Source organism: Arthrobacter silvisoli (genome assembly GCF_003369445.1).
Lineage (GTDB): Bacteria > Actinomycetota > Actinomycetes > Actinomycetales > Micrococcaceae > Arthrobacter > Arthrobacter silvisoli.
Genome location: NZ_QRCU01000040.1, coordinates 56,418 through 74,376 on the forward strand (window position 1 = coordinate 56,418; position 17,959 = coordinate 74,376).

General features: G+C 63.5%; 21 protein-coding genes. 10 read left to right on the plus strand and 11 right to left on the minus strand.

Annotated elements, in window-relative coordinates:
- Positions 1-266 precede the first annotated feature (266 nt).
- Complete coding sequence (locus DWV11_RS20135) at positions 267-419, minus strand: hypothetical protein (protein WP_168404683.1); 153 nt, start codon at positions 417-419, stop codon at positions 267-269.
- Between the two features lie 404 nt (positions 420-823).
- A complete protein-coding gene (locus DWV11_RS20660; RefSeq protein WP_115789166.1) occupies positions 824-1,672 on the minus strand; it encodes an RHS repeat domain-containing protein in 849 nt (282 codons plus the stop codon).
- Positions 1,673-2,180: 508 nt separating this feature from the next.
- Between DWV11_RS20660 and DWV11_RS11930 the strand changes: the two genes are divergently transcribed.
- Complete coding sequence (locus DWV11_RS11930) at positions 2,181-2,426, plus strand: DUF2244 domain-containing protein (RefSeq protein ID WP_342767742.1); 246 nt, start codon at positions 2,181-2,183, stop codon at positions 2,424-2,426.
- Positions 2,427-2,462: 36 nt separating this feature from the next.
- Here the strand turns inward: DWV11_RS11930 and DWV11_RS11935 are convergent, their stop codons facing one another.
- The 4 genes from DWV11_RS11935 to DWV11_RS11960 form a co-directional block, all read right to left on the minus strand.
- The gene (locus DWV11_RS11935) at positions 2,463-3,599 is read right to left on the minus strand and encodes a site-specific integrase (protein WP_245953581.1); all 1,137 of its coding nucleotides are present in this window, start codon (positions 3,597-3,599) and stop codon (positions 2,463-2,465) included.
- Positions 3,600-3,936: 337 nt separating this feature from the next.
- Positions 3,937-4,290: a helix-turn-helix domain-containing protein gene (locus DWV11_RS11940; RefSeq protein WP_115789147.1), complete on the minus strand. Its 354-nt coding sequence runs from the start codon at positions 4,288-4,290 to the stop codon at positions 3,937-3,939.
- On the minus strand, positions 4,283-5,407 hold the full coding sequence (locus DWV11_RS11945) for a tyrosine-type recombinase/integrase (RefSeq protein ID WP_245953583.1): 1,125 nt from the start codon (positions 5,405-5,407) through the stop codon (positions 4,283-4,285). The genes DWV11_RS11940 and DWV11_RS11945 overlap by 8 nt, the downstream gene beginning before the upstream one ends.
- 1,170 nt (positions 5,408-6,577) lie before the next feature.
- Positions 6,578-7,144 carry a dihydrofolate reductase family protein gene (locus tag DWV11_RS11960; protein ID WP_115789150.1) on the minus strand — a complete coding sequence of 189 codons (567 nt, stop codon included), beginning with the start codon at positions 7,142-7,144 and terminating at the stop codon, positions 6,578-6,580.
- Positions 7,145-7,249: 105 nt separating this feature from the next.
- Between DWV11_RS11960 and DWV11_RS11965 the strand changes: the two genes are divergently transcribed.
- Entirely contained in the window at positions 7,250-7,522 is a 273-nt protein-coding gene (locus DWV11_RS11965) for a DNA gyrase subunit A (RefSeq protein WP_115789151.1), read from the plus strand.
- Between the two features lie 228 nt (positions 7,523-7,750).
- On the plus strand, positions 7,751-8,317 hold the full coding sequence (locus DWV11_RS11970) for a pyridoxamine 5'-phosphate oxidase family protein (RefSeq protein WP_115789152.1): 567 nt from the start codon (positions 7,751-7,753) through the stop codon (positions 8,315-8,317).
- Positions 8,318-8,527: 210 nt separating this feature from the next.
- On the opposite strand, the gene DWV11_RS11975 is transcribed toward DWV11_RS11970, so the two are convergent.
- The 3 genes from DWV11_RS11975 to DWV11_RS11985 form a co-directional block, all read right to left on the minus strand.
- The gene (locus DWV11_RS11975; RefSeq protein WP_115789153.1) at positions 8,528-8,959 is read right to left on the minus strand and encodes a VOC family protein; all 432 of its coding nucleotides are present in this window, start codon (positions 8,957-8,959) and stop codon (positions 8,528-8,530) included.
- A gap of 52 nt (positions 8,960-9,011) precedes the next feature.
- Complete coding sequence (locus DWV11_RS11980; RefSeq protein ID WP_115789154.1) at positions 9,012-9,467, minus strand: VOC family protein; 456 nt, start codon at positions 9,465-9,467, stop codon at positions 9,012-9,014.
- Between the two features lie 84 nt (positions 9,468-9,551).
- The gene (locus DWV11_RS11985) at positions 9,552-9,929 is read right to left on the minus strand and encodes a VOC family protein (protein ID WP_115789155.1); all 378 of its coding nucleotides are present in this window, start codon (positions 9,927-9,929) and stop codon (positions 9,552-9,554) included.
- A gap of 105 nt (positions 9,930-10,034) precedes the next feature.
- Between DWV11_RS11985 and DWV11_RS11990 the strand changes: the two genes are divergently transcribed.
- A complete protein-coding gene (locus tag DWV11_RS11990; protein WP_115789156.1) occupies positions 10,035-10,427 on the plus strand; it encodes a DUF3054 domain-containing protein in 393 nt (130 codons plus the stop codon).
- 200 nt (positions 10,428-10,627) lie between these two features.
- On the plus strand, positions 10,628-10,909 hold the full coding sequence (locus DWV11_RS11995; protein WP_115789157.1) for an Lrp/AsnC family transcriptional regulator: 282 nt from the start codon (positions 10,628-10,630) through the stop codon (positions 10,907-10,909).
- Positions 10,910-10,939: 30 nt separating this feature from the next.
- On the opposite strand, the gene trpD is transcribed toward DWV11_RS11995, so the two are convergent.
- Positions 10,940-11,998 carry an anthranilate phosphoribosyltransferase gene (gene trpD, locus DWV11_RS12000; protein ID WP_115789168.1) on the minus strand — a complete coding sequence of 353 codons (1,059 nt, stop codon included), beginning with the start codon at positions 11,996-11,998 and terminating at the stop codon, positions 10,940-10,942.
- Between the two features lie 148 nt (positions 11,999-12,146).
- On the opposite strand from trpD, the gene ctaE reads away from it, so the two are divergent.
- The 4 genes from ctaE (at position 12,147) to qcrB (ending at position 16,478) form a co-directional block, all read left to right on the plus strand.
- A complete protein-coding gene (gene ctaE, locus DWV11_RS12005) occupies positions 12,147-12,785 on the plus strand; it encodes an aa3-type cytochrome oxidase subunit III (protein ID WP_115789158.1) in 639 nt (212 codons plus the stop codon).
- Positions 12,786-12,872: 87 nt separating this feature from the next.
- Entirely contained in the window at positions 12,873-13,661 is a 789-nt protein-coding gene (qcrC, locus tag DWV11_RS12010; protein ID WP_115789159.1) for a cytochrome bc1 complex diheme cytochrome c subunit, read from the plus strand.
- Positions 13,662-13,759: 98 nt separating this feature from the next.
- Positions 13,760-14,830: a cytochrome bc1 complex Rieske iron-sulfur subunit gene (gene qcrA / locus DWV11_RS12015; protein WP_115789160.1), complete on the plus strand. Its 1,071-nt coding sequence runs from the start codon at positions 13,760-13,762 to the stop codon at positions 14,828-14,830.
- Entirely contained in the window at positions 14,808-16,478 is a 1,671-nt protein-coding gene (gene qcrB / locus DWV11_RS12020) for a cytochrome bc1 complex cytochrome b subunit (protein WP_115789161.1), read from the plus strand. The genes qcrA and qcrB overlap by 23 nt, the downstream gene beginning before the upstream one ends.
- A gap of 150 nt (positions 16,479-16,628) precedes the next feature.
- On the opposite strand, the gene DWV11_RS12025 is transcribed toward qcrB, so the two are convergent.
- Entirely contained in the window at positions 16,629-17,411 is a 783-nt protein-coding gene (locus DWV11_RS12025) for a GntR family transcriptional regulator (RefSeq protein WP_115789162.1), read from the minus strand.
- Between the two features lie 160 nt (positions 17,412-17,571).
- Between DWV11_RS12025 and DWV11_RS12030 the strand changes: the two genes are divergently transcribed.
- The gene (locus DWV11_RS12030) at positions 17,572-17,865 is read left to right on the plus strand and encodes an HPr family phosphocarrier protein (protein WP_115789163.1); all 294 of its coding nucleotides are present in this window, start codon (positions 17,572-17,574) and stop codon (positions 17,863-17,865) included.
- Positions 17,866-17,959: the final 94 nt, after the last annotated feature.

Genomic DNA, 17,959 nt, shown 5'->3' on the forward strand with positions numbered 1-17,959 from the left:
TCGAAGGGTCACCACAGGGGGCCGGCGGCTGTGCACAGCCTCCGACCCGCTGGCGTCACCACACGGCAGTATGGCCAAGACCAGCGCCCCGACGCTCCATAGGGGGCACAGGTTCTTTTCATCAGAGACAACACAGTCCAAACAAGAAGGCCCAGTCCGGGAGGCCACCAAGCATGCCGGCGGGCGCCAGCGCATCACCAGCATTACGCGCCGAGGCTCACATGCGAAGCCGGTGGAAGGCCTGACAACAGCTAGTGCCGGTTTGTTTATGGATGGATATCAGCCATCCAGTCCCTCCGCCAGTACTTGCTCGGCTCGTCGTACTCGCCCTCGTCTTCGTCCTCGGCAACAACGCCGGCGACCACGTAACCCCGCCGCCCGGCGCACTCGATTTCGAAGAACTTGAGGTCACTATGCATGGGCCCTGTTTCCGCACTGATTCTCGCCTGCGCCTCCGGACCCGCAAGGGTAACTACCAGGCCATCCAATTGGGTTGGCAAGTTCATAGCCTGCACGTCCTGAAACAAGACCTCGACCCGCGTCGCGACGGTCTCCGAATTATTACTGCGGAGGATGAGCCTACGCATACCTGCCGTGTACACCCAGATAAGGAATCGACGATCAGGCCGGTCTATCAGCCGCTCATCCATGGGCGAACGGATTCACAATCGGGCGCCCATTCCGCACGAAGGTCACGTCGGGCAACCTGCCAGCTCCATACAATTGCGCCATCTCCCATTCTGTGTATGTGGATCTTCCGGATGCGCCTTTTTGTGCAGCGGCCATCACAATCGAGTACGTTGACCCCTCACTCCTAAACCCATCAAGACTCACGGTGAACTTGACGTTGGGGTTTTGCACAGCCGCGCGCAATGTGTCCATCCAGTGATTGTCGTCCAAGAGGTGCCGTCCGCCCACCTGGGCCGCGGTCTCCCTCACCAAATTTCTCGAACCCAAGAACGATGTGGTCACTTCCTCCGAGCCGGTTCAGCGCGGAAGCCGCCCCTTTAAGATTCTTGGCGCCGGGGGAAATTTGCGAGGCGGCTGCGGCAGATCTTGCGACATCCTCGCCGCAGGACCCTTTGCCGGCGCTGCAGTTGTTGTAGGCAATAGCGGCTGTCGCGCCGGCGTTGGTTGCCGTTGCTGCGACGGGTGTGTACGCAGACGAAGGGAGAGGCCGCATGCTGCGGTCGATCCAGGAGATGAATCCGCCATCCGAGAGGGGTTGGGCTGCCTGGGCGATGCCCTCCCAGACGTCGTTCCAGTCCCAGTGGTCCAAGTCCAGGCCCGTGATGTCGCGGTACCGCAGAGGGTTGGCTGAGCCGTAGGTGTAGGTCGCGGAGTAGCTCGTGGCCGCGGCCGGGTCGGTGCTGGGGAAGATCCCGGCAATGGGGTCGTATTGGCGGGCGCGCAGGTGGGTGAGTCCGGTGGAGTCCTGGTATTGGCCCAGCCAGCCCAGCGGGGGAGCGTTGGGGTTGTTCGGTCCGGTGGCGCGGGGCCGGCCATAGGGTTCCCAGGCGCCGGCGGAGGTGACGGTTCCTGTGCTGTCGGTGCCGGCGCGGATGGAGCCGAGCCGGTCTGTGTGGAAGTACGCCGCCGTTCCAGTGGCGTCGTGGGCGATGAGTGGCTGGTCGCCCTGGGTGTAGTGCCGGACCAGGGCGCCGTTGATGATCCCACTCGAAGGTTGTCTTCGCTGACCCGAGGGCGGCGCTGATGCGGCGGCCGTCGCCGTCGTACTTGTAGGTCGCGGTGCTGGCGGCGGTGGTGGCCGTGGCGGTGCGGCCGCCCTTGGTGTAGGTGAAGGTGGTGCTGGCGGCGGTGGTGGCCGTGGCGGCGCGGCCGCCCTTGGTGTAGGTGAAGGTGGTGCTGCCGGCGGTGAGGACCTGGCCTTTGGTGTCGGATCAGGGGTGTGCCGGACCTGGCATTGAGCGCGATACTCACCGTCTCCGGCATGAACCTCAACCTATAGGCAGCGGCAATTGCTCAGTTCCTGCCGTAAGTGATACTCAACTGGCATGCACGGGTATTCATGGGACGGGAGTAGCCGCCTCCGTCATTTGCCCGACGGTGAACGGCACTCACACTGCTCGGTGGCGGGGCCGGTGTTAGCTCATGACAGAAAGCTCCTCCGGCTGTAGGCTCCGAATATGCCTAAGGGTCGGAAGCGCCTTGAGCCGCGTATGACGCGGGGCGGATTTCGCTGGCAGCTGGTCATGGTGTCCTTCATGGCCGTAAACGCAATCGTGCAAATTGCATTCCGGTGGAATCTAGCTTGGGGTGCCTTTCTTTACCTCATGCTGGCAATGCTGATTATCTGCGCGGTCTTCACCGCCTATCTGCTCTATGTGCGCCACTACGACGGTCATTTCTGGGACGAGGAAGAAGCCCGTCGCCAGGACTGGGATCGTCGGGGCCGGCAGCTTTAGGTATGCCCTCACGGACGCAAGCGAGACCGAGCCGTTCTAGTTTCTCGGGCTTTCGTGCAGGACGGACTCGTTTACTGCTGCGATGTACCGGGCATAGGCGGATGCCGAGTCGGTGGCGTGGCGTTCGATGGTAGTCGGGGAGTAGCCGAGGGTTTCGGCGATGATGGCCACCGGTGCGAGTTTGGTGAGTTCGTGGAGGGTTCCGAGTCGCGCGGCGCGGGTGCTGAAGAGCTTGTTGAGTCGGGTTGTGAGGTGCCCTGGGTGGATGTGGCGTCCGGGTGATGTTCCGCGGAATACCCACTTGGTGTTGGGGTGTGCTGCGGTCAGTTCGTGGCCTGGGTTTGCGGCGAGCTCCCGCCATGGCTGGGCTAACGGGTCCGGCAGCGCAATTTTGGTGGTTCCGAGTTGGATGGTGACTAAGTCTTCAGTGACTGTGACGTCGTCCCAGGTCAGCCGGGCGATGTTTTCGGCTTGTTGTCCGAAGACGAGGATGAGGATCGCGGCGGCCCGGTCACGGGTCTCGAGTGCGTTGGTGTGGATGATTTGTTGGAGCGCTTTGTCTTGCCCGATCTTGGGGAGTCTTGGGCTGGTGCCGCGGCGGTGCGGGATGATGGTGAGCCCCGCTGGGGCGGCCTTGGTTTTGATGGCCCATTTGAGGAAGCGCTCAGCGATGCGTCTCGTCGTGGGCCCCTCGGATTGCCATACATCAAGGTGGGACTGCTGCAGTTCAGGCAGTTTGATGTCATGACCGGTGAGCCAGTTCAGGAGGTCGATGGCGACGGTGACTTCCTGTTTGGCGCGTAGGAAGGTGCCGCGGGGGACTTCGTCCATGAGGTTCATGCGTCGCTGGTGATGCCATCGGATGTAGCGGCGGATCACGTCAAGGTTCTGTGGGTCGCTGACGCGTTCCATGGCTTGGGTGGCCCAGCTTTCGTAGCGAATCAGGAACGCATTTCGCTGGGGGAGCACCCCGTGTTCGATGAGGAGCCCTCGGACGTACTCGCGGGTGCGGGAGTCGGGCAGTTCATCGAAGGTGTCGTGACTGATTTTGGGTGCGGTAGCGAGGTTACGAAGGAAGGCCGTGACGTGCTTTTGCCGGATCCAGGTCATGCCGCTGTTGGCCCGTTTCATTGACTTCAGTGCCGCCGCCAGCGGGATCAGTTCCGTGGCCATGACTCCCGTAGCTGGGTCTGTAAGCAGGTCGTCTACGATGTCGCCGAGGACGCAGGTCCAGCAGCGTCCACCACTGTAAAGTTCGTCTTCGGCGCCGCAGCCCACACAGTCGACGTTGAGCCGAACGCCCGAGCAGCTGCGGCATGCCGGCTCCTCATCGATAATTCCCGGCAGAACACCTTCGTGGCCGCAGGCGCAGACTCCACGGGTGCGCTTTGCCTGCTGATAGCAGTAGCCGCAAACGCCGCCGTCTGGCCAGCGCGCGACGGTTTGATGGTGCTGACCGCAGCGACTGCAGGGAACCGGCCAGCGGATCGGGTCCTCTGCTTTGCGTGGCCTACTCACCGTCCTCAGAAGCGACGAGGCGGACACGTCGTGCGATGGGGTTGCCTGGTTGGATGCCGAGGTCTTCACTGCGCTTCGGGGCATTCGCTGTCGCCGCGGCGCGCATCTCCACGAATGGTTCGAACAGGTCGTTGGGTGTGCAGTCCAGGATGTCGCAGAGCGCGGCGAATGTCCTGGCCGGAATGCGCTCCGGAGTCGATGTGACCAGCCTGTAGACCTGACTTTCGGAGAGGTTGATGCCACGAGACTTCAGGAGCGGCATCAGTTCGGTGGTCTTCCACAGGTTCTGCTTTGCCATCAGGGCTCGCAAGTTCCAGCGGTAGCCAATCCGGCGCTGTTCAGGCATCTGGGTCCTCCAAGTTCGCGATGCGGCGTGCAATCATCTGCTGCACGGTTTTCTGCTTGAAGTCCGACGATACCGATGTGTAGAGCCCGGTGGTCGATGCGTAGGAGTGGCCAACCTGAGTCTGCACGAAGGCCGCGTCGTAGCCGGCTTCGATCAGGTGGGTCACGTAGGAATGCCTGAGGCAATGCAGACCAAGCTCCTGGGGCAGGCCGACGGCATCCCGGGCAGCTGCGAACGCATCCCCGAATGAGCCCAGGGACATCCGGGCGCCCCGCTCGCTCGGCCAAAGAGCCGAAGACCTGTCAGCTGTCGGGAACTGCTGCCTCATGCCGCCGACTGTCCAGGTCTTGAGCTGGTCCACGACCCAGTCGAACTCCGGCACGGTCAGCACGGTGCGACGTCTGGGTCCCGAGCCTGCCGTACCTTTGGCGAACCGAACCTGGACTGCTCCGAACCGGCCGTAGTCGCTGACGTGCGGGTTCGGGCCGAAGTCTTCCAGGTCCAGCATGGTCATTTCGCGTCGGCGAAGCCCATAGGCGTAACAGACTTTGAACGCCACCGAGTCGCGGAAAAGGGGCAGCCAACGCTTGCTGCCAGCGGCGTATTCCCGGTCGACAAGGTCATCGATGTAGTCGAAAAGGCGCTGCAGTTCCGCCTTGGTGAAGGACCGCTTCTTCGCCGGGACGGCATCATCGGTGGTGTGCCGTGGCATGTTCCACTCGAAGCAGATCTGGCTCGGAATATCGCCGAATGTCCGTTCGCAGAACTCGCCCCACCCATAGCCAGGATGCGTCAGGTAAGAGCAGAACATCGCCACGGCGTTGCTGTACGAGCGCAACGTTTTCAGGCTGATCGGTTTCTCGCCCGAGCGCAGATCGGCCAGGAAGTCATCGACGTCTGCCGGCCGCCATTGCCACGGAAATTCACCCGTGAAGCGCTGAAAACGCTCCAGCAGCTGGCAGCGCTGCTTGATGGTCTGAGTCGTGAGGCCGCGTGCCAGCATCTGCGCCCGCCAGCCATCGAGCATGGCCGTGAAAACCCGTTCATCAGCCCTGAACAGCCCAATGTCCGGATCCACCAGCATCCGCGGGACGAAACCTGGAACGGCACCACTCACAACGACCCCTAAACCATGGAAACATGCATTAGATGCAGGAAACCTACAGCCATAAGCGATCCAAGGGCAAATTCAGCCGTCGGTGTGAGGAGCGCGCGTCACCAGCAAAGCCCTGGCGACCTGCGGAAACGCTGGATTCGTCAAGGGAAGGGAGTTCTCGCAGCTACTTCTACTCCCGTACTTTAACTACCGATAATCTACATTATGTAAAGTAGAATGGTGATTACCGCATCTACTGAACCATCGCGACCCCCGACTCTCTGACCGCCTGGCGCCAGTTCGTCGACCACGCCCCGATCGAGCCGGCGCGGCTCTCCCGCAAGGAGCTCAAAGCCCTTTCCCCCGAGGAGAAAGACGCCTACGACCGGGAACGTTTCGGCTGGCTGGCGGCCGACACCGTGCTGGAAACCACGGACACGCATGCCCTTACCCGGCAGGCCAAGATCGTCCTCGCGCGCAACGCGGCGCCGACTGATCCGGCTACAGAGCCAACTAATTTGAGAAAGGACATCCGCAGCTTCAGCGGACATCACGCCATTCCTTGACTAGGTGACGCCTGGTCGCGCTACGTCATCCTCTGGACCTAGGTCCGCCCTGCCCGGCCGCGGCACCACGACTATCTGGACTTCGTCCTCATAGATCAATGTTCCTGGATCATCCGAGGTCAGCACCTCATACTCAATCTGGTAGCGGCTAAGTAGATCCCCGTAGTAGCCGACATCGGCCAGGAGATGCGTTGCGGTGGCCTTGAACCAAGACTGAGCCGTGGGGTTCACCTCACGGCTGAAGACAGAAGCATCAATAGTAGACGGGTCCGTATACGCGGCGTCGGCACGATCATTCGCGTCTCTCCACGCGGCCCAATCCTCCGGGGAAAGCCGACCACTCCTTGCTAATCCGTTGGCTAGAGCAAATATGCCCGGGTAGGTACCTCGGCCATTCGGTACGACCGCTTGGTATCGGACATATCTCCGCCCTTCAGGCTTTCCCATCACTCAAGCTTCCATGGCTATCTGAACGGCCCCTGCTGGCGTTCCGTTGGCCCGCAGTATGCCCAAATTCGATCTCCAGCGATGCCAGTTGTAACCCGCGTGACTCACCATATGAATCATTTCGCCCCACTCCCCCTGGTGCGCCAAGTGCTGGACGCGACCGTTCGTATGAATCGACTCAGCGCCTCGTCTCGTACCTGGCCATGACCACGCCGCCGGAAAAAATCCGCGTCGCCACGAGATTCAGGTTCACCCAGCTGTCCAGCGCAGCGAAGAACGGCGTGCCGCCGCCCACCAGGACCGGATGGGTTACCAGCACGTACTCGTCGATCAGTCCGGCCCGCATGGCCGCTCCGGCGAGCGTTGCGCCGCCGACGGTCATCGGGCCGCCGTCGTCGGTCTTAAGCCGGGTGATCTCCGCAATCGCGTCGCCGGTAACCAGGCGGGTGTTCCAGTCGACCTTGTCGATCGTTGAGGAGAACACCACCTTCGGCGTGTCCCGCCAGTTCCGTGCGAATTCGATCTGGGCCGGGGTGGCGTCGGGCTGCTGGTCGCCGGTCGGCCAGTAGGAACTCATGGTTTCCCACAGCTTGCGCCCGTACAGTGTCAGGCTGCTTGCCAGTTCCTGGTCTAGCCACCACTGGAACAGTTCATCGCTCGGCGGCCCGCTCCAGCCGATGTCATCTCCGGGAGCGGCGATGTAGCCGTCCAGCGTCAGGTTCATGGCGTAGATCAGTTTCCGCATGGCGCCAGCCTTCCCTCAGTTGGTATCCACCATATCGATCAGCACGGCGTGGGGACGCCTGTCGTCCGCAGCTGCCCATCACTTCCGTCGTGCAAGAATCGCCGCATGGATGAGGATGAGCGGCAGATAAGGCAACAACTGATGATCGTCGATGCCCTGGTGCAGGCGATGGATCGGCGCGAGGAGGTTTTCCAGGCAATCGAGGACTCAGAAGACGTGGATGAGGCAAGACTCCGGGTGGGTCAGCTGTTGGGTGTGGGAGAGTTGGGCAGCCGGTTCGTCCTCGACCTGCAGGCGAAAAGCTTCACCCGAGGCCGGCGTCGGACCCTCGCTGCCCATGCAGGAGAACTTAGGTCAAAGTTGTCCCGTGGCCGCTGAGGCCGCACTCCCCTCTCTGACACCTGCACGGCAGCGATTATTGAAACAGGCGCCCCTGCGACGTGGGCCGGTCCGGCCGGAATGGGTTAGCGCCACTCCCCTGCGTTCACAATCTGAACCCAGCATTCATCCCGATGTCCCAGCGACGTTCACATTGAACTCGCCGCCAGGTGCCCATCTGCTGGAACCACTTTGCCGAGGCCCGGCCCTCGTTGCCATAGTCCCTCCATGGGGAAAGTCCACGAATCCATCGACCACAAGCTACGCGAATTCATTGAACGCCAGCCGGTGTTCTTCGTCGCCACAGCGCCGTTGTCCGGGGAGGGACATGTCAATGTCTCGCCCCGCGGACTCCCGGGCACCTTCGCGGTGCTCGACGAACGCACCTTCGCCTGGTTGGACGTCACAGGTAGTGGAAGCGAAACCATCGCACACCTGCGCGAGAACGGCCGCGTGACGGTCATGTTCTGCGCGTTCGAGGGTCCGCCCAACATCGTCAGGCTTCACGGCCGCGGCCGGATCGTCACCACCTACGATTCGGAGTTCGACGGCTTCGCCCGCCACTTTGACCGGAAACCGGGCACCCGTGCGGTGATCGTCGTCGACGTCGACCGCGTTTCCGACTCGTGCGGCTGGGGCGTCCCCCTCATGGCCTTCGAAGGGCACCGGGACCTCCTGGGCCCCTATTTCGAGCGGAAGGGCGACGCCGGCAGTGCCGCCTACCGCGCCGACAGGAACCGGCGCAGCACCGATGGACTGCCGGCGTTCGACTACGACCCGGCCGAATCCGGCTAGCCCACACGGCTCAGGCGGACGCCGGGTCCCGTCGTTGCCGGACCTGTCGAATCAACCGCGCAGGGCAACGTGCTCCTGCAAACGCGGGCTGCGGGAATGGTCTGGGGGACCCTCCCCGAGTTTCGGCGGCTGACGGCCCCGCACCAGGCCACCGTCACGCACGAGCCCGGTGAGCGGGCGGAGGCTGCTCCCGCCTCCGCCCGCCCGAAGCTACTCCGCTGCCGGCTGGGCGCCGGCGATGTTCACAAGCCAGGTGATCCCGAACTTATCTGTACACATCCCGAAAGTGTCACCCCAGGGAGCCGGCTCAAGCGGCATCGCCACCGTGCCGCCGTCGGACAGCTTGTCCCAGTAGCCGCGCAGTTCCGCCTCGTCGCTGCTCTCACCGCTGAGCGACACCGAGATGTTGTCGCCTGGGTTGTACGGCATGCCGTTGGGCGTATCGGAGGCCATCAGTACCAGCCCGTTGCCCGAAACAAGCATGGCGTGCATGACCTTGTCGGCTTCTGCCGGGTCCTGGCTGGCTTGGAACTCACCGAACGTGCTGATGGTCAGTTCGCCGCCGAACACCGATTCATAGAAGGTGATGGCATCCCGGGCGTTGTCGCGGAAGGAAAGGTACGGATTGAGACGTGTTGCCATTACTTTGCTTCTCCTCTTTCGCTGGTACTGCTGGACTGTGTTGCTGGTGACATCAGATGCCGTCGTAGGCCTTCTGCAGGGCGTTCAGGTCCAGTTTCTTCATCTGGAACATTGCCTCCATGGCCCGCTGGGAGCCTTGCGGGTCGGGACCATGCAACAGGCCCGGAAGTGCCGCCGGGACAACCTGCCATGAAACTCCGAACTTGTCTTTGAGCCAGCCACACTGGCTCTCCTCGCCCCCGGCGGTCAGGGCGTCCCAGTACCGGTCGATCTCGTCCTGCGAATCGCAGTTGATCACGAAGGACACAGCCTCAGTGAAGTTGAACATCGGTCCACCGTTGAGGCCAAGGAATTCCCGGCCCTCGAGGCTGAACTCAACCGTCATGGCTTTGCCGTCCGGGCCAGGCGTCGTTGTGCCGATTGACGAGTCGGGGAAAATCCCTGCGTAGAAGGCCGCGGCTTCCTCGGCCGCTCCGTCGAACCAAAGACAGGTCGAAATCTTCTGCATGACCGTGCATCCCTCCCATACGGTGATGGCGCTTTGAGCCCCCGATTGAGGCTAGTCGGCCACCACCTCCAGCACAACGGTCCGTCAGTCCCCCGCGGCCGGCGTCCGGGACACCAACCCCACGGTGTTGCCCTCGCTGTCCTCGATGAACGCCATCCATTCTTCGGTTCCTGCCGGCCCCAAAGTCTCGTCGGGGTGGGTGAAGATCAGCTGTGGCCGTGCGAGGACCTTCACTCCGGCCGCTTCGAGCCTGGGGAGCGCCGTGTGGAGATCAGGCCGATCGAGGTAGACAAGCGCGGACGGCGCACCGCGTTCGAGGAGCAGCCGGACACCTCCGAGGTCGAAGAACACCAGGCCCGCCTCCTCGAAACGGGCGAGAGGCCGCGTGCCGAGCAACCCAGAGTAGAAGGCGGTGGCCCGCTCAAGGTCCACCGCTCGCTGCGCTATTTGGATGACTTTCATGTGCCCTCCCGCCGTTTGACGCCCAGCCCATCCTGCTCCCGGAGGTGCCCCGATTCAAGGCCACCGGGATTCGGAACCATAACGGGCGCGGGATAAGGTCGGAGCATGCCTTCAAGCCCCCGTGGATCCCTGTTGCCCACCGCCGTTGCCGTCATTGATGCTGCCCTGATTCTGCTGTTCGCTGCAATCGGCCGGGATACCCATCAGCGCGGCGAATCCGTTCTTGGGGTTCTGGATACGGCGTGGCCCTTCCTCGCCGGGGCCGCCGCCGGCTGGCTTATTGCCCGCGCCTGGCGCGCGCCGCTGCGTACCTGGCCTGCCGGCGTCGTGATCTGGATCAGCACGGTGGCTGGAGGCATGCTGCTCCGCCTGGCGAGCGGGCACACTGCCGCCGTCGCGTTCATCGTCGTCGCGCTGGTTACCCTCGCCGTGTTCCTGCTCGGATACCGTCTGCTTTGGGCCCTGGCGCTCCGCCTGCGGACGTCCCGGCGGTCCTGAAGCGAGACTTGGGAGCTGGCGGGTGGGCCCACGTCGGCGAGGGACCCGGGTCGAGCGCAGCGAGACTTGGGAGCTGGCGGGTGGGCCCACGTCGGCGAGGGACCCGGGTCGAGCGCAGCGAGACTTGGGAGCCGACGGGGACTAGGCTTGCATTCGTCCACTGACCGCCGGCTCATGCCGCACGTAGGAAAGGCCCCACAGTGATCACTGCCTTTGTCCTGATCAAGACCGACGCTTCCCGCATTCCGGAAACGGCCGAGGAAATTTCCGCGATCCAGGGCATCAGCGAGGTCTATTCCGTCACCGGTGAGTGGGACCTGATCGCGGTGGCACGGGTGGCGAAGCATGAAGAACTGGCCGATGTCATTGCCGACCGGCTGTCCAAGGTGCCCGCCGTCGTGCACACGACGACGCACATCGCGTTCCGCGCGTACTCCCAGCACGATCTCGACGCCGCGTTTGCGCTCGGCTTCGAGCAGTAGCCCCGACCGGCGGCACGACGCCTGACGGGCTCAGCCTTGGCTGAGCCCGATCCAGGTCTCCAGCACCTTCGCTGCCGCCCCGGAATCGATCGACTCGCTGGCCCGTTTGTAGGCGGCGTCCATCCGTTCGAGGAGGCTTCCCTCCGCCGTTTCAGCGAAGGCCACCAGCCCTGCCGCGGCGTTGAGGAGTACAGCATCGCGCACCGCCCCGGGTTTCCCGTGCAGTACCTCGCGCACGACGGCGGCATTCGCTTTCGCGTCGCCGCCCTTCAGTTCGTCGATGGTCGAGGCCGGGATACCCAGCTCGAGCGGCGAGAAGCGCTGTTCCCGGACCCCGCGGTCGCGGATCTCCCAGACGGTGGACGGACCCGTCGTCGTCAGTTCATCCAGGCCGTCCTCGCCGCGGAACACCAGCCCCCTGCTTCCGCGCCGTGCGAGCACGCCGGCGACCAGCGGCGCCATGGACGCGTTCGCGACGCCGACGGCCGAGGCCTGCACATGTGCCGGGTTGGTCATGGGGCCGAGGAAGTTGAACGCGGTGGGGATGCCGAGTTCCTTGCGCGCCACGGCCGTGTGGCGGAATGAGGGGTGGAACACTTGGGCGAAGCAGAAAGTAATGCCGGCTTCTTCGGCATTGCGCGCAACGCGGTCGATCGGCAGGTCGAGCCGGACGCCCAGGGCTTCGAGCACATCGGCCGAGCCGGATGAAGAGGACGCCGCGCGGTTGCCGTGCTTGACGACCCTGGCGCCCGCGCCTGCGGCCACCAGGGCGGCCATCGTGGAGATGTTGACCGTGTTGAGTTGGTCACCACCCGTGCCGACGATGTCAAGCTTCTCACCCGGGATGGACACCGGGTTCGCGTTGGCCAGCATGGCTTCGACCAGGCCGGTCACTTCCTCGACCGTTTCGCCCTTGGAACGGAGCGCAACCAGGAATCCCGCGATCTGGGCCGGGGTCGCTTCCCCGGACATGATCGTGTTCATCGCCCACGCCGTGTTCTCGAGGGAAAGATCCTGTTTCCTGATCAAGGCGGCGATAAGGCCTGGCCAGGTGTTGCTTGCCTGCTGCTCGGATGCCGGTGAAGTCACCACTTGATGCTAGCGAGCGAGCCCCGCCGATGACCAATGTGAAAGACGGCGGGAACTTTTCCGCGCGATTTCGCGTGTTTGTAGAAAAAGTCCCCCCAAAAGGCGGTTCGCGTTGGGAACTCAGGACTTTTACAGACATAATGTCCTTGTGACATCTGCGACCCATGCCCCCAGTACCCCGGCGCACCCGACGCTGAACCGCCCCAATCTCGTTTCCGTTGGAACGGTTGTTTGGCTGTCCAGTGAGTTGATGTTCTTCGCCGGCCTCTTTGCCATGTACTTCACCCTGCGCTCCACTTCCGGAGACCTGTGGGCTGAAGAGACCGCCAAGCTCAACTTCCCGTTTGCGCTTGTCAACACCATCGTCCTGGTAGCAAGCTCCTTCACTTGCCAGATGGGTGTTTTCGCCGCGGAACGCCTTGAGCCGCGCCGCCGGGGCGGTGTGTTCCAGTTCACCCGTTGGGGCATGAATGAGTGGTTCATCCTCACCTTCCTCATGGGTGGTTTCTTCGTTGCCGGCCAGACCACGGAATACGCCATGCTCGTCTCCGAGCACGTTTCGCTGTCTTCCAACGCGTACGGCTCCGCCTTCTACATCACCACCGGCTTCCACGGTCTGCACGTGATCGGCGGCCTCATTGCCTTCCTCTTCATCATCGGCCGCGCGTTCGCAGCCAAGAAGTTCGGGCACTTCGAAGCCACTTCGGCAATTGTCACCTCTTACTACTGGCACTTCGTGGACGTTGTGTGGATCGGCCTCTTCCTGGTCATCTACGTCCTCAAGTAGCACGGCTTGGCTCTTGCCGCGCAAGGGCCTGAACAACAAAGAAGCGGCTCCCGAAGCCGACGCAGGATCGAATTAAGGAACCACCACGTGAAGGCACTCTCGCAGAAGCGACGTCACCCACTGGCAGCCATTGCGCTGCTGCTGATGGGCCTCCTCCTCACTGGTGGGCTGTACGCCGTCGCCACGACGGTCAACCAGGCCAAGGCAGAAACCACCACCTACAGTGCGAGCGACACTGAAGAGGGTAAGAAGCTGTTCGAGGCCAACTGCGCCACCTGCCACGGCATGGGCGCCAGCGGCACCAAGGACGGCCCCTCGCTGGTCGGTGTTGGTGCAGCTGCGGTTGACTTCCAGGTTGGCACCGGCCGCATGCCCATGCAGATGAACGGCCCCCAGGCCCAGAAGAAGCCGCTGCAGTTCAACGAAGACCAGACGCACCAGCTTTCGGCTTACGTCGCTTCCCTCGGGGCCGGCCCGGCCATCCCCGAAGAGCACCTGCTCGACGAAAAGGGCGACGCCGCCGAGGGTGGCGAGCTGTTCCGCGTCAACTGCGCCATGTGCCACAACGCAGCAGCCGCCGGCGGTGCCCTGACCCGCGGCAAGTTCGCCCCGGCACTGGCCGATGTCAGCGGCAAGCACATCTACGAAGCGATGGCGACGGGTCCGCAGAACATGCCCGTCTTCAACGACGCAAACATTTCACCTGAAGGCAAGCGCAACATCGTCACCTTCCTGAAGAAGATCGAAGCCAACGGCTCGCCCGGCGGTGCCGACCTCGGCTCGCTCGGCCCGGTGTCTGAAGGCTTGTTCGTGTGGGTTGCCGGCCTCGGTGTAATCATTGCATTCACCATCTGGCTGACTTCCCGCTCGTCCTAAGCGGCGCGTCCAGGAATTTCTGCTGCCGTGCGCAGCAGCTTTGAATTGAAAATCCCCCCGGCACCTGCCGGGACAACGAGAGAAGGATGAGGCGAATTATGGGCAACCATAGTGACGGCAGTCCGAACCACTCGGGCACCGTAGCTACGGCTGGTCAGAATGACGTGGAGAAGTTCCAGGATCCTGGGCTTCCTCCGCATCGTTTGCGCCTGGCTGACACGGACCCGAAGGCCGCGAAGCGAGCCGAGCGTCAGGTAGCCATTCTGTTTGGCGTCTCCATTGTCGGTACCTTGATCTTCCTTGGCGCGTACTTCGCCATCGATCTCGGCAACGACTCGACGATTGCCACGATCCGCAACCAGAACCTGCTCCTGGGCCTGGGCACCGCTTTTGCGATGCTTGGTATCGGCACCGGCATCGTCCACTGGGCCAAAGCTCTGATGCCGGACCACGAGGTCTCGGAAGAGCGCCACGCGATCCGCACCGAGGAGGACCGCCAGGCTGCCGTACGCATCGTCGACGACATCGTCGAAGAGACCGGCATCAAGCGCCGTCCGCTGATCCGCAACACCCTTCTGGGTGCTGTCGCCCTGGCTCCCCTGCCGGCGATCGCCGTGTTCGGTGACCTTGGTCCCCGCCCGGACGACAAGCTCGCACACACCATGTGGGCTCCGAAGGAGGGCAAGCTCAAGCGCCTCACCCGCGACCCCGACGGCACCCCGATCAAGGCATCGGACGTGACCATCGGCTCGGCGTTCCACGTCATCCCGGAAGGCCTCAACGAACTCCACGAAGGCAAGCTGAACGAAAAGGCCAAGGCCGTCGTCCTGCTCATGCGCCTCAACCCGGACTCGCTGAAGATCTCCCCCGGCCGCGAGGACTGGAGCTACAACGGCATCGTTGCCTACTCCAAGATCTGCACCCACGTCGGTTGCCCGGTTGCTCTCTACGAGCAGCAGACGCACCACCTGCTGTGCCCCTGCCACCAGTCGACCTTCGACCTGACCCAGGAATGCAAGGTCATCTTCGGCCCGGCCAGCCGTCCGCTCCCCCAGCTGCCCATCGCAGTTGACGCTGAGGGCTACCTCGTCGCCACGAGCGACTTCAAAGAACCTGTAGGACCGAGTTACTGGGAGCGTGACGAGCATGAGCGCCTCATCAACAGCTGACGCCCCCTTCGTCGCCAAGACGAAGGTAGGACGCTTCACGGACTTCGTTGACGAGCGAGTCGGCGGCTCCGGAATCCTCCGCGAGTTCGGCCGGAAGGTCTTCCCGGACCACTGGTCGTTCATGTTCGGCGAAGTGGCCCTGTACTCCTTCGTCATCCTCCTGATGTCGGGTACCTTCCTGACGTTCTTCTTCGACCCGTCCATGGCGGAAACCCACTACCAGGGTTCCTACACGCCGCTGTACAACGTCGAAATGTCCGTGGCCTACAACTCCTCGCTGAACATCTCCTTCGATGTCCGCGGCGGGCTGTTCTTCCGCCAGGTCCACCACTGGGCAGCCCTGCTCTTCGTGGCTTCCCTCGGTGTCCACATGCTCCGCGTGTTCTTCACCGGCGCATTCCGCAAGCCGCGTGAAATGAACTGGGTTGTCGGCGGCGTGCTGCTCATTCTGGCCATGGCAGCCGGCTTCACGGGCTACTCGCTCCCCGACGATCTGCTCTCCGGCAACGGCCTGCGCATCATTGACGGTGTCATCAAGTCCATCCCGGTCATCGGTACGTACATCTCGTTCTTCCTCTTCGGAGGCGAGTTCCCGGGCACGGCCATCATCGGCCGCCTGTACGTGCTGCACATCCTGCTGGTTCCGGCGCTCATCCTGCTCATGATCGTGATCCACCTGTTCATGGTCGTGGTCCACAAGCACACCCAGTACCCCGGCCCGGGCCGTAACGACGGCAACGTCGTGGGCTACCCCCTGGGTCCGGTTTACGCAGCAAAGGCCGGCGGCTTCTTCTTCATCGTCTTCGGCGTGGTCGCATTGATGGCGGCGGCGTTCACCATCAACCCGATCTGGAACTACGGTCCGTATGACCCCTCCCCGGTGTCGGCCGGTACCCAGCCTGACTGGTACATCGGTTTCGTCGACGGCGCCCTGCGCCTCATGCCCGGTGTGGTCAACGACTTCCACTTCGAGTACGTGGTCTTCGGGCACACCCTGACCCTGAACGTCCTGCTTCCGGCCCTGGTGCCGGCAGGGATCATCTTCACGGTCCTGTTCACCTACCCGTGGATCGAACGCTGGATCACCAAGGACAACCGCGAACACCACGTGCTGGACCGTCCGCGCAACGCCCCCACCCGCACGGCCATCGGCGTGGCAGGTTTCACCTGGTACTGCGTGATGTGGGCAGCCGCCGGCTCCGACCTCATCGCCACGCATTTCCACGTGGCCCTGAACGACGTGACCTACTGGCTGCGTGCACTGTTCTTCATCGGCCCGGTCATCGCCTTCGTGGTGACCAAGCGTGTCGCCCTCGCCCTGCAGCGCAAGGACCGCGAGATCGCCCTGCACGGCCGCGAGACCGGCCGTATCGTCCGCCTGCCGCACGGTGAGTTCATCGAGGTCCATGCCCCGCTTGACGACTACAAGCAGTACAAGCTGGTCGGCTTCGAGTCCCCCGCCCCGCTCCCGGCCGAGCCGAACGAGCACGGCGTCGTGACCCGCAAGGAGAAGCGCCGCGCGGCACTCTCCAAGTGGTTCTTCGAGGACCGCGTTGCTCCCGCAACGCCGGCCGAAGTGGAAGCCGCGCACGGGCACGGCCACCACGAAGCCATCGAAGGCGCTGATCAGAAGAGCCTCAGCCACTAACAACGGCACACAGGAAGGCCCCGTCCCATTGGACGGGGCCTTTCTTGTCTCCAACGTCAGAACGTGCGTCGGGAGTTCTGCGCCAGACATGGTCAGCGCTGCTGCCGAACCGGTCAGAGTGCGGGCCGGCGGCTTCGCGGGGCGCGGTTCCTAGTAGCCTGCGCGCGGTCCCCGGGTGGGCCGCACGCCGGGGCGCTGCAGGGGCACCCAGAGCTTGTAGCGGTCGGCACGGTAGTAGGACACCGAATAGTCGACCATGGCCCGGGCAACGAACGCGTGCCGCTGGATCTTGAGCAGCGGCGAACCGACATCGACGTTGAGCAGCCGCGCCGTGGACGGCGAAGCAGCCGTGGCCTCGATCATGTCCTCGCCCCATTCCATGACCAGCCCGTACCGTTCACTGAGGACGTTGTAGAGCGAGGTGGGCGGAGCCTCGTCCAGGAAGCCTGGAACACGGTGCGCCGGGATGAAGTTCTCGTCAACGCTCATGGGTTCGTTGTCAGCGAGCAGGAGGCGCCTGAAGCGCACCACCGGTGTTCCTTCGTCAAGCTGGAGTTCCCGGGCAAGGAACGCGCTGGCCGCAATCTGTTCGAAGCTCAACACCTTGGCCGCAGGGACCATGCCGCGGCGCTGCATCTCCTCGCTGTAGGACGTCAGCTTCACCTGGAGGTCGAGCTTGGGTTTCCGCACAAACGTGCCGAGGCCGACCACCCGTTCGATGATCTCCTCCCCCACCAGGGCGTCGATCGCCTGGCGCACGGTCATGCGTGCCAGGCCGAAGCGTTCCGAGAGGTCCCGTTCCGACGGGAGGGCGGCGCCGGGCCGGCAGGAGTCCGTGATGAACATGCGAAGGATTTCGCGCAGCTGGACGTAGATGGGGACGCCGCTGTTGCGGTCGATTTCACCGATGATTTTCGAGGCGTCAACGGACACGGCAGACCCCGGATCCGGAAGCGGGCAATTCCATAGGACAAGCGTAGGCGAATCCCCCGTCACCGCGCTCCGCCCGGCCCCGGAACCAGTGCCGCTGCGTTAGGCTTTTAAGGATCATTTTCACCGGGCGGCCTTGTCCCGCCAGAGCAAAGGAGCCGGTTTGCCCGAGCACAAAGCCACCGTCGCCGCGGAGATCGGCCTTCACGCACGCGCGGCGGCCGTGTTTGTCCGGGCGGTGACGGCCACAGGCCTGCCGGTCACCATCCGCAAACCGGGACATCCCGCCGTCGACGCGCGCTCGCTCCTGGAGGTGATGACCGAGGACTTCGCGCACGGCTGCGAAGTCCTCCTGAACGTCACTACAGAGGCCGTGCCCGCCGGCAAGACGCCGGGCGAGATAGATGACGCCCTAGCCGCCCTGGCGGCACTTCTGGAGGCCCCTGAGGCCCGCTGAGCGGGGCTTTACCCAGCGGCACCGGCCGGCGCCGTTGGGGCAAACGCAGCTTCGCGGTTAACCAACGACGGCGGGCCCCACCTTCAAGGTGGGG

Excerpts from the sequence above, each read along its gene's own strand:
- DWV11_RS11965 (WP_115789151.1), top strand. The coding sequence starts at position 7,250 with ATGGATGAGGATGAGCGGCAGATAAGGCAACAACTGATGATCGTCGAT.
- DWV11_RS11935 (WP_245953581.1), bottom strand. The coding sequence starts at position 3,599 with ATGGCCACGGAACTGATCCCGCTGGCGGCGGCACTGAAGTCAATGAAA.
- DWV11_RS11985 (WP_115789155.1), bottom strand. The coding sequence starts at position 9,929 with ATGAAAGTCATCCAAATAGCGCAGCGAGCGGTGGACCTTGAGCGGGCC.
- DWV11_RS20135 (WP_168404683.1), bottom strand. The coding sequence starts at position 419 with ATGCATAGTGACCTCAAGTTCTTCGAAATCGAGTGCGCCGGGCGGCGG.
- qcrB (WP_115789161.1), top strand. The coding sequence starts at position 14,808 with ATGAGCGCCTCATCAACAGCTGACGCCCCCTTCGTCGCCAAGACGAAG.
- DWV11_RS11960 (WP_115789150.1), bottom strand. The coding sequence starts at position 7,144 with ATGCGGAAACTGATCTACGCCATGAACCTGACGCTGGACGGCTACATC.
- DWV11_RS11990 (WP_115789156.1), top strand. The coding sequence starts at position 10,035 with ATGCCTTCAAGCCCCCGTGGATCCCTGTTGCCCACCGCCGTTGCCGTC.
- qcrA (WP_115789160.1), top strand. The coding sequence starts at position 13,760 with ATGGGCAACCATAGTGACGGCAGTCCGAACCACTCGGGCACCGTAGCT.
- DWV11_RS11930 (WP_342767742.1), top strand. The coding sequence starts at position 2,181 with ATGACGCGGGGCGGATTTCGCTGGCAGCTGGTCATGGTGTCCTTCATG.
- DWV11_RS11940 (WP_115789147.1), bottom strand. The coding sequence starts at position 4,290 with ATGCCTGAACAGCGCCGGATTGGCTACCGCTGGAACTTGCGAGCCCTG.
- DWV11_RS11970 (WP_115789152.1), top strand. The coding sequence starts at position 7,751 with ATGGGGAAAGTCCACGAATCCATCGACCACAAGCTACGCGAATTCATT.
- DWV11_RS11975 (WP_115789153.1), bottom strand. The coding sequence starts at position 8,959 with ATGGCAACACGTCTCAATCCGTACCTTTCCTTCCGCGACAACGCCCGG.
- DWV11_RS11980 (WP_115789154.1), bottom strand. The coding sequence starts at position 9,467 with ATGCAGAAGATTTCGACCTGTCTTTGGTTCGACGGAGCGGCCGAGGAA.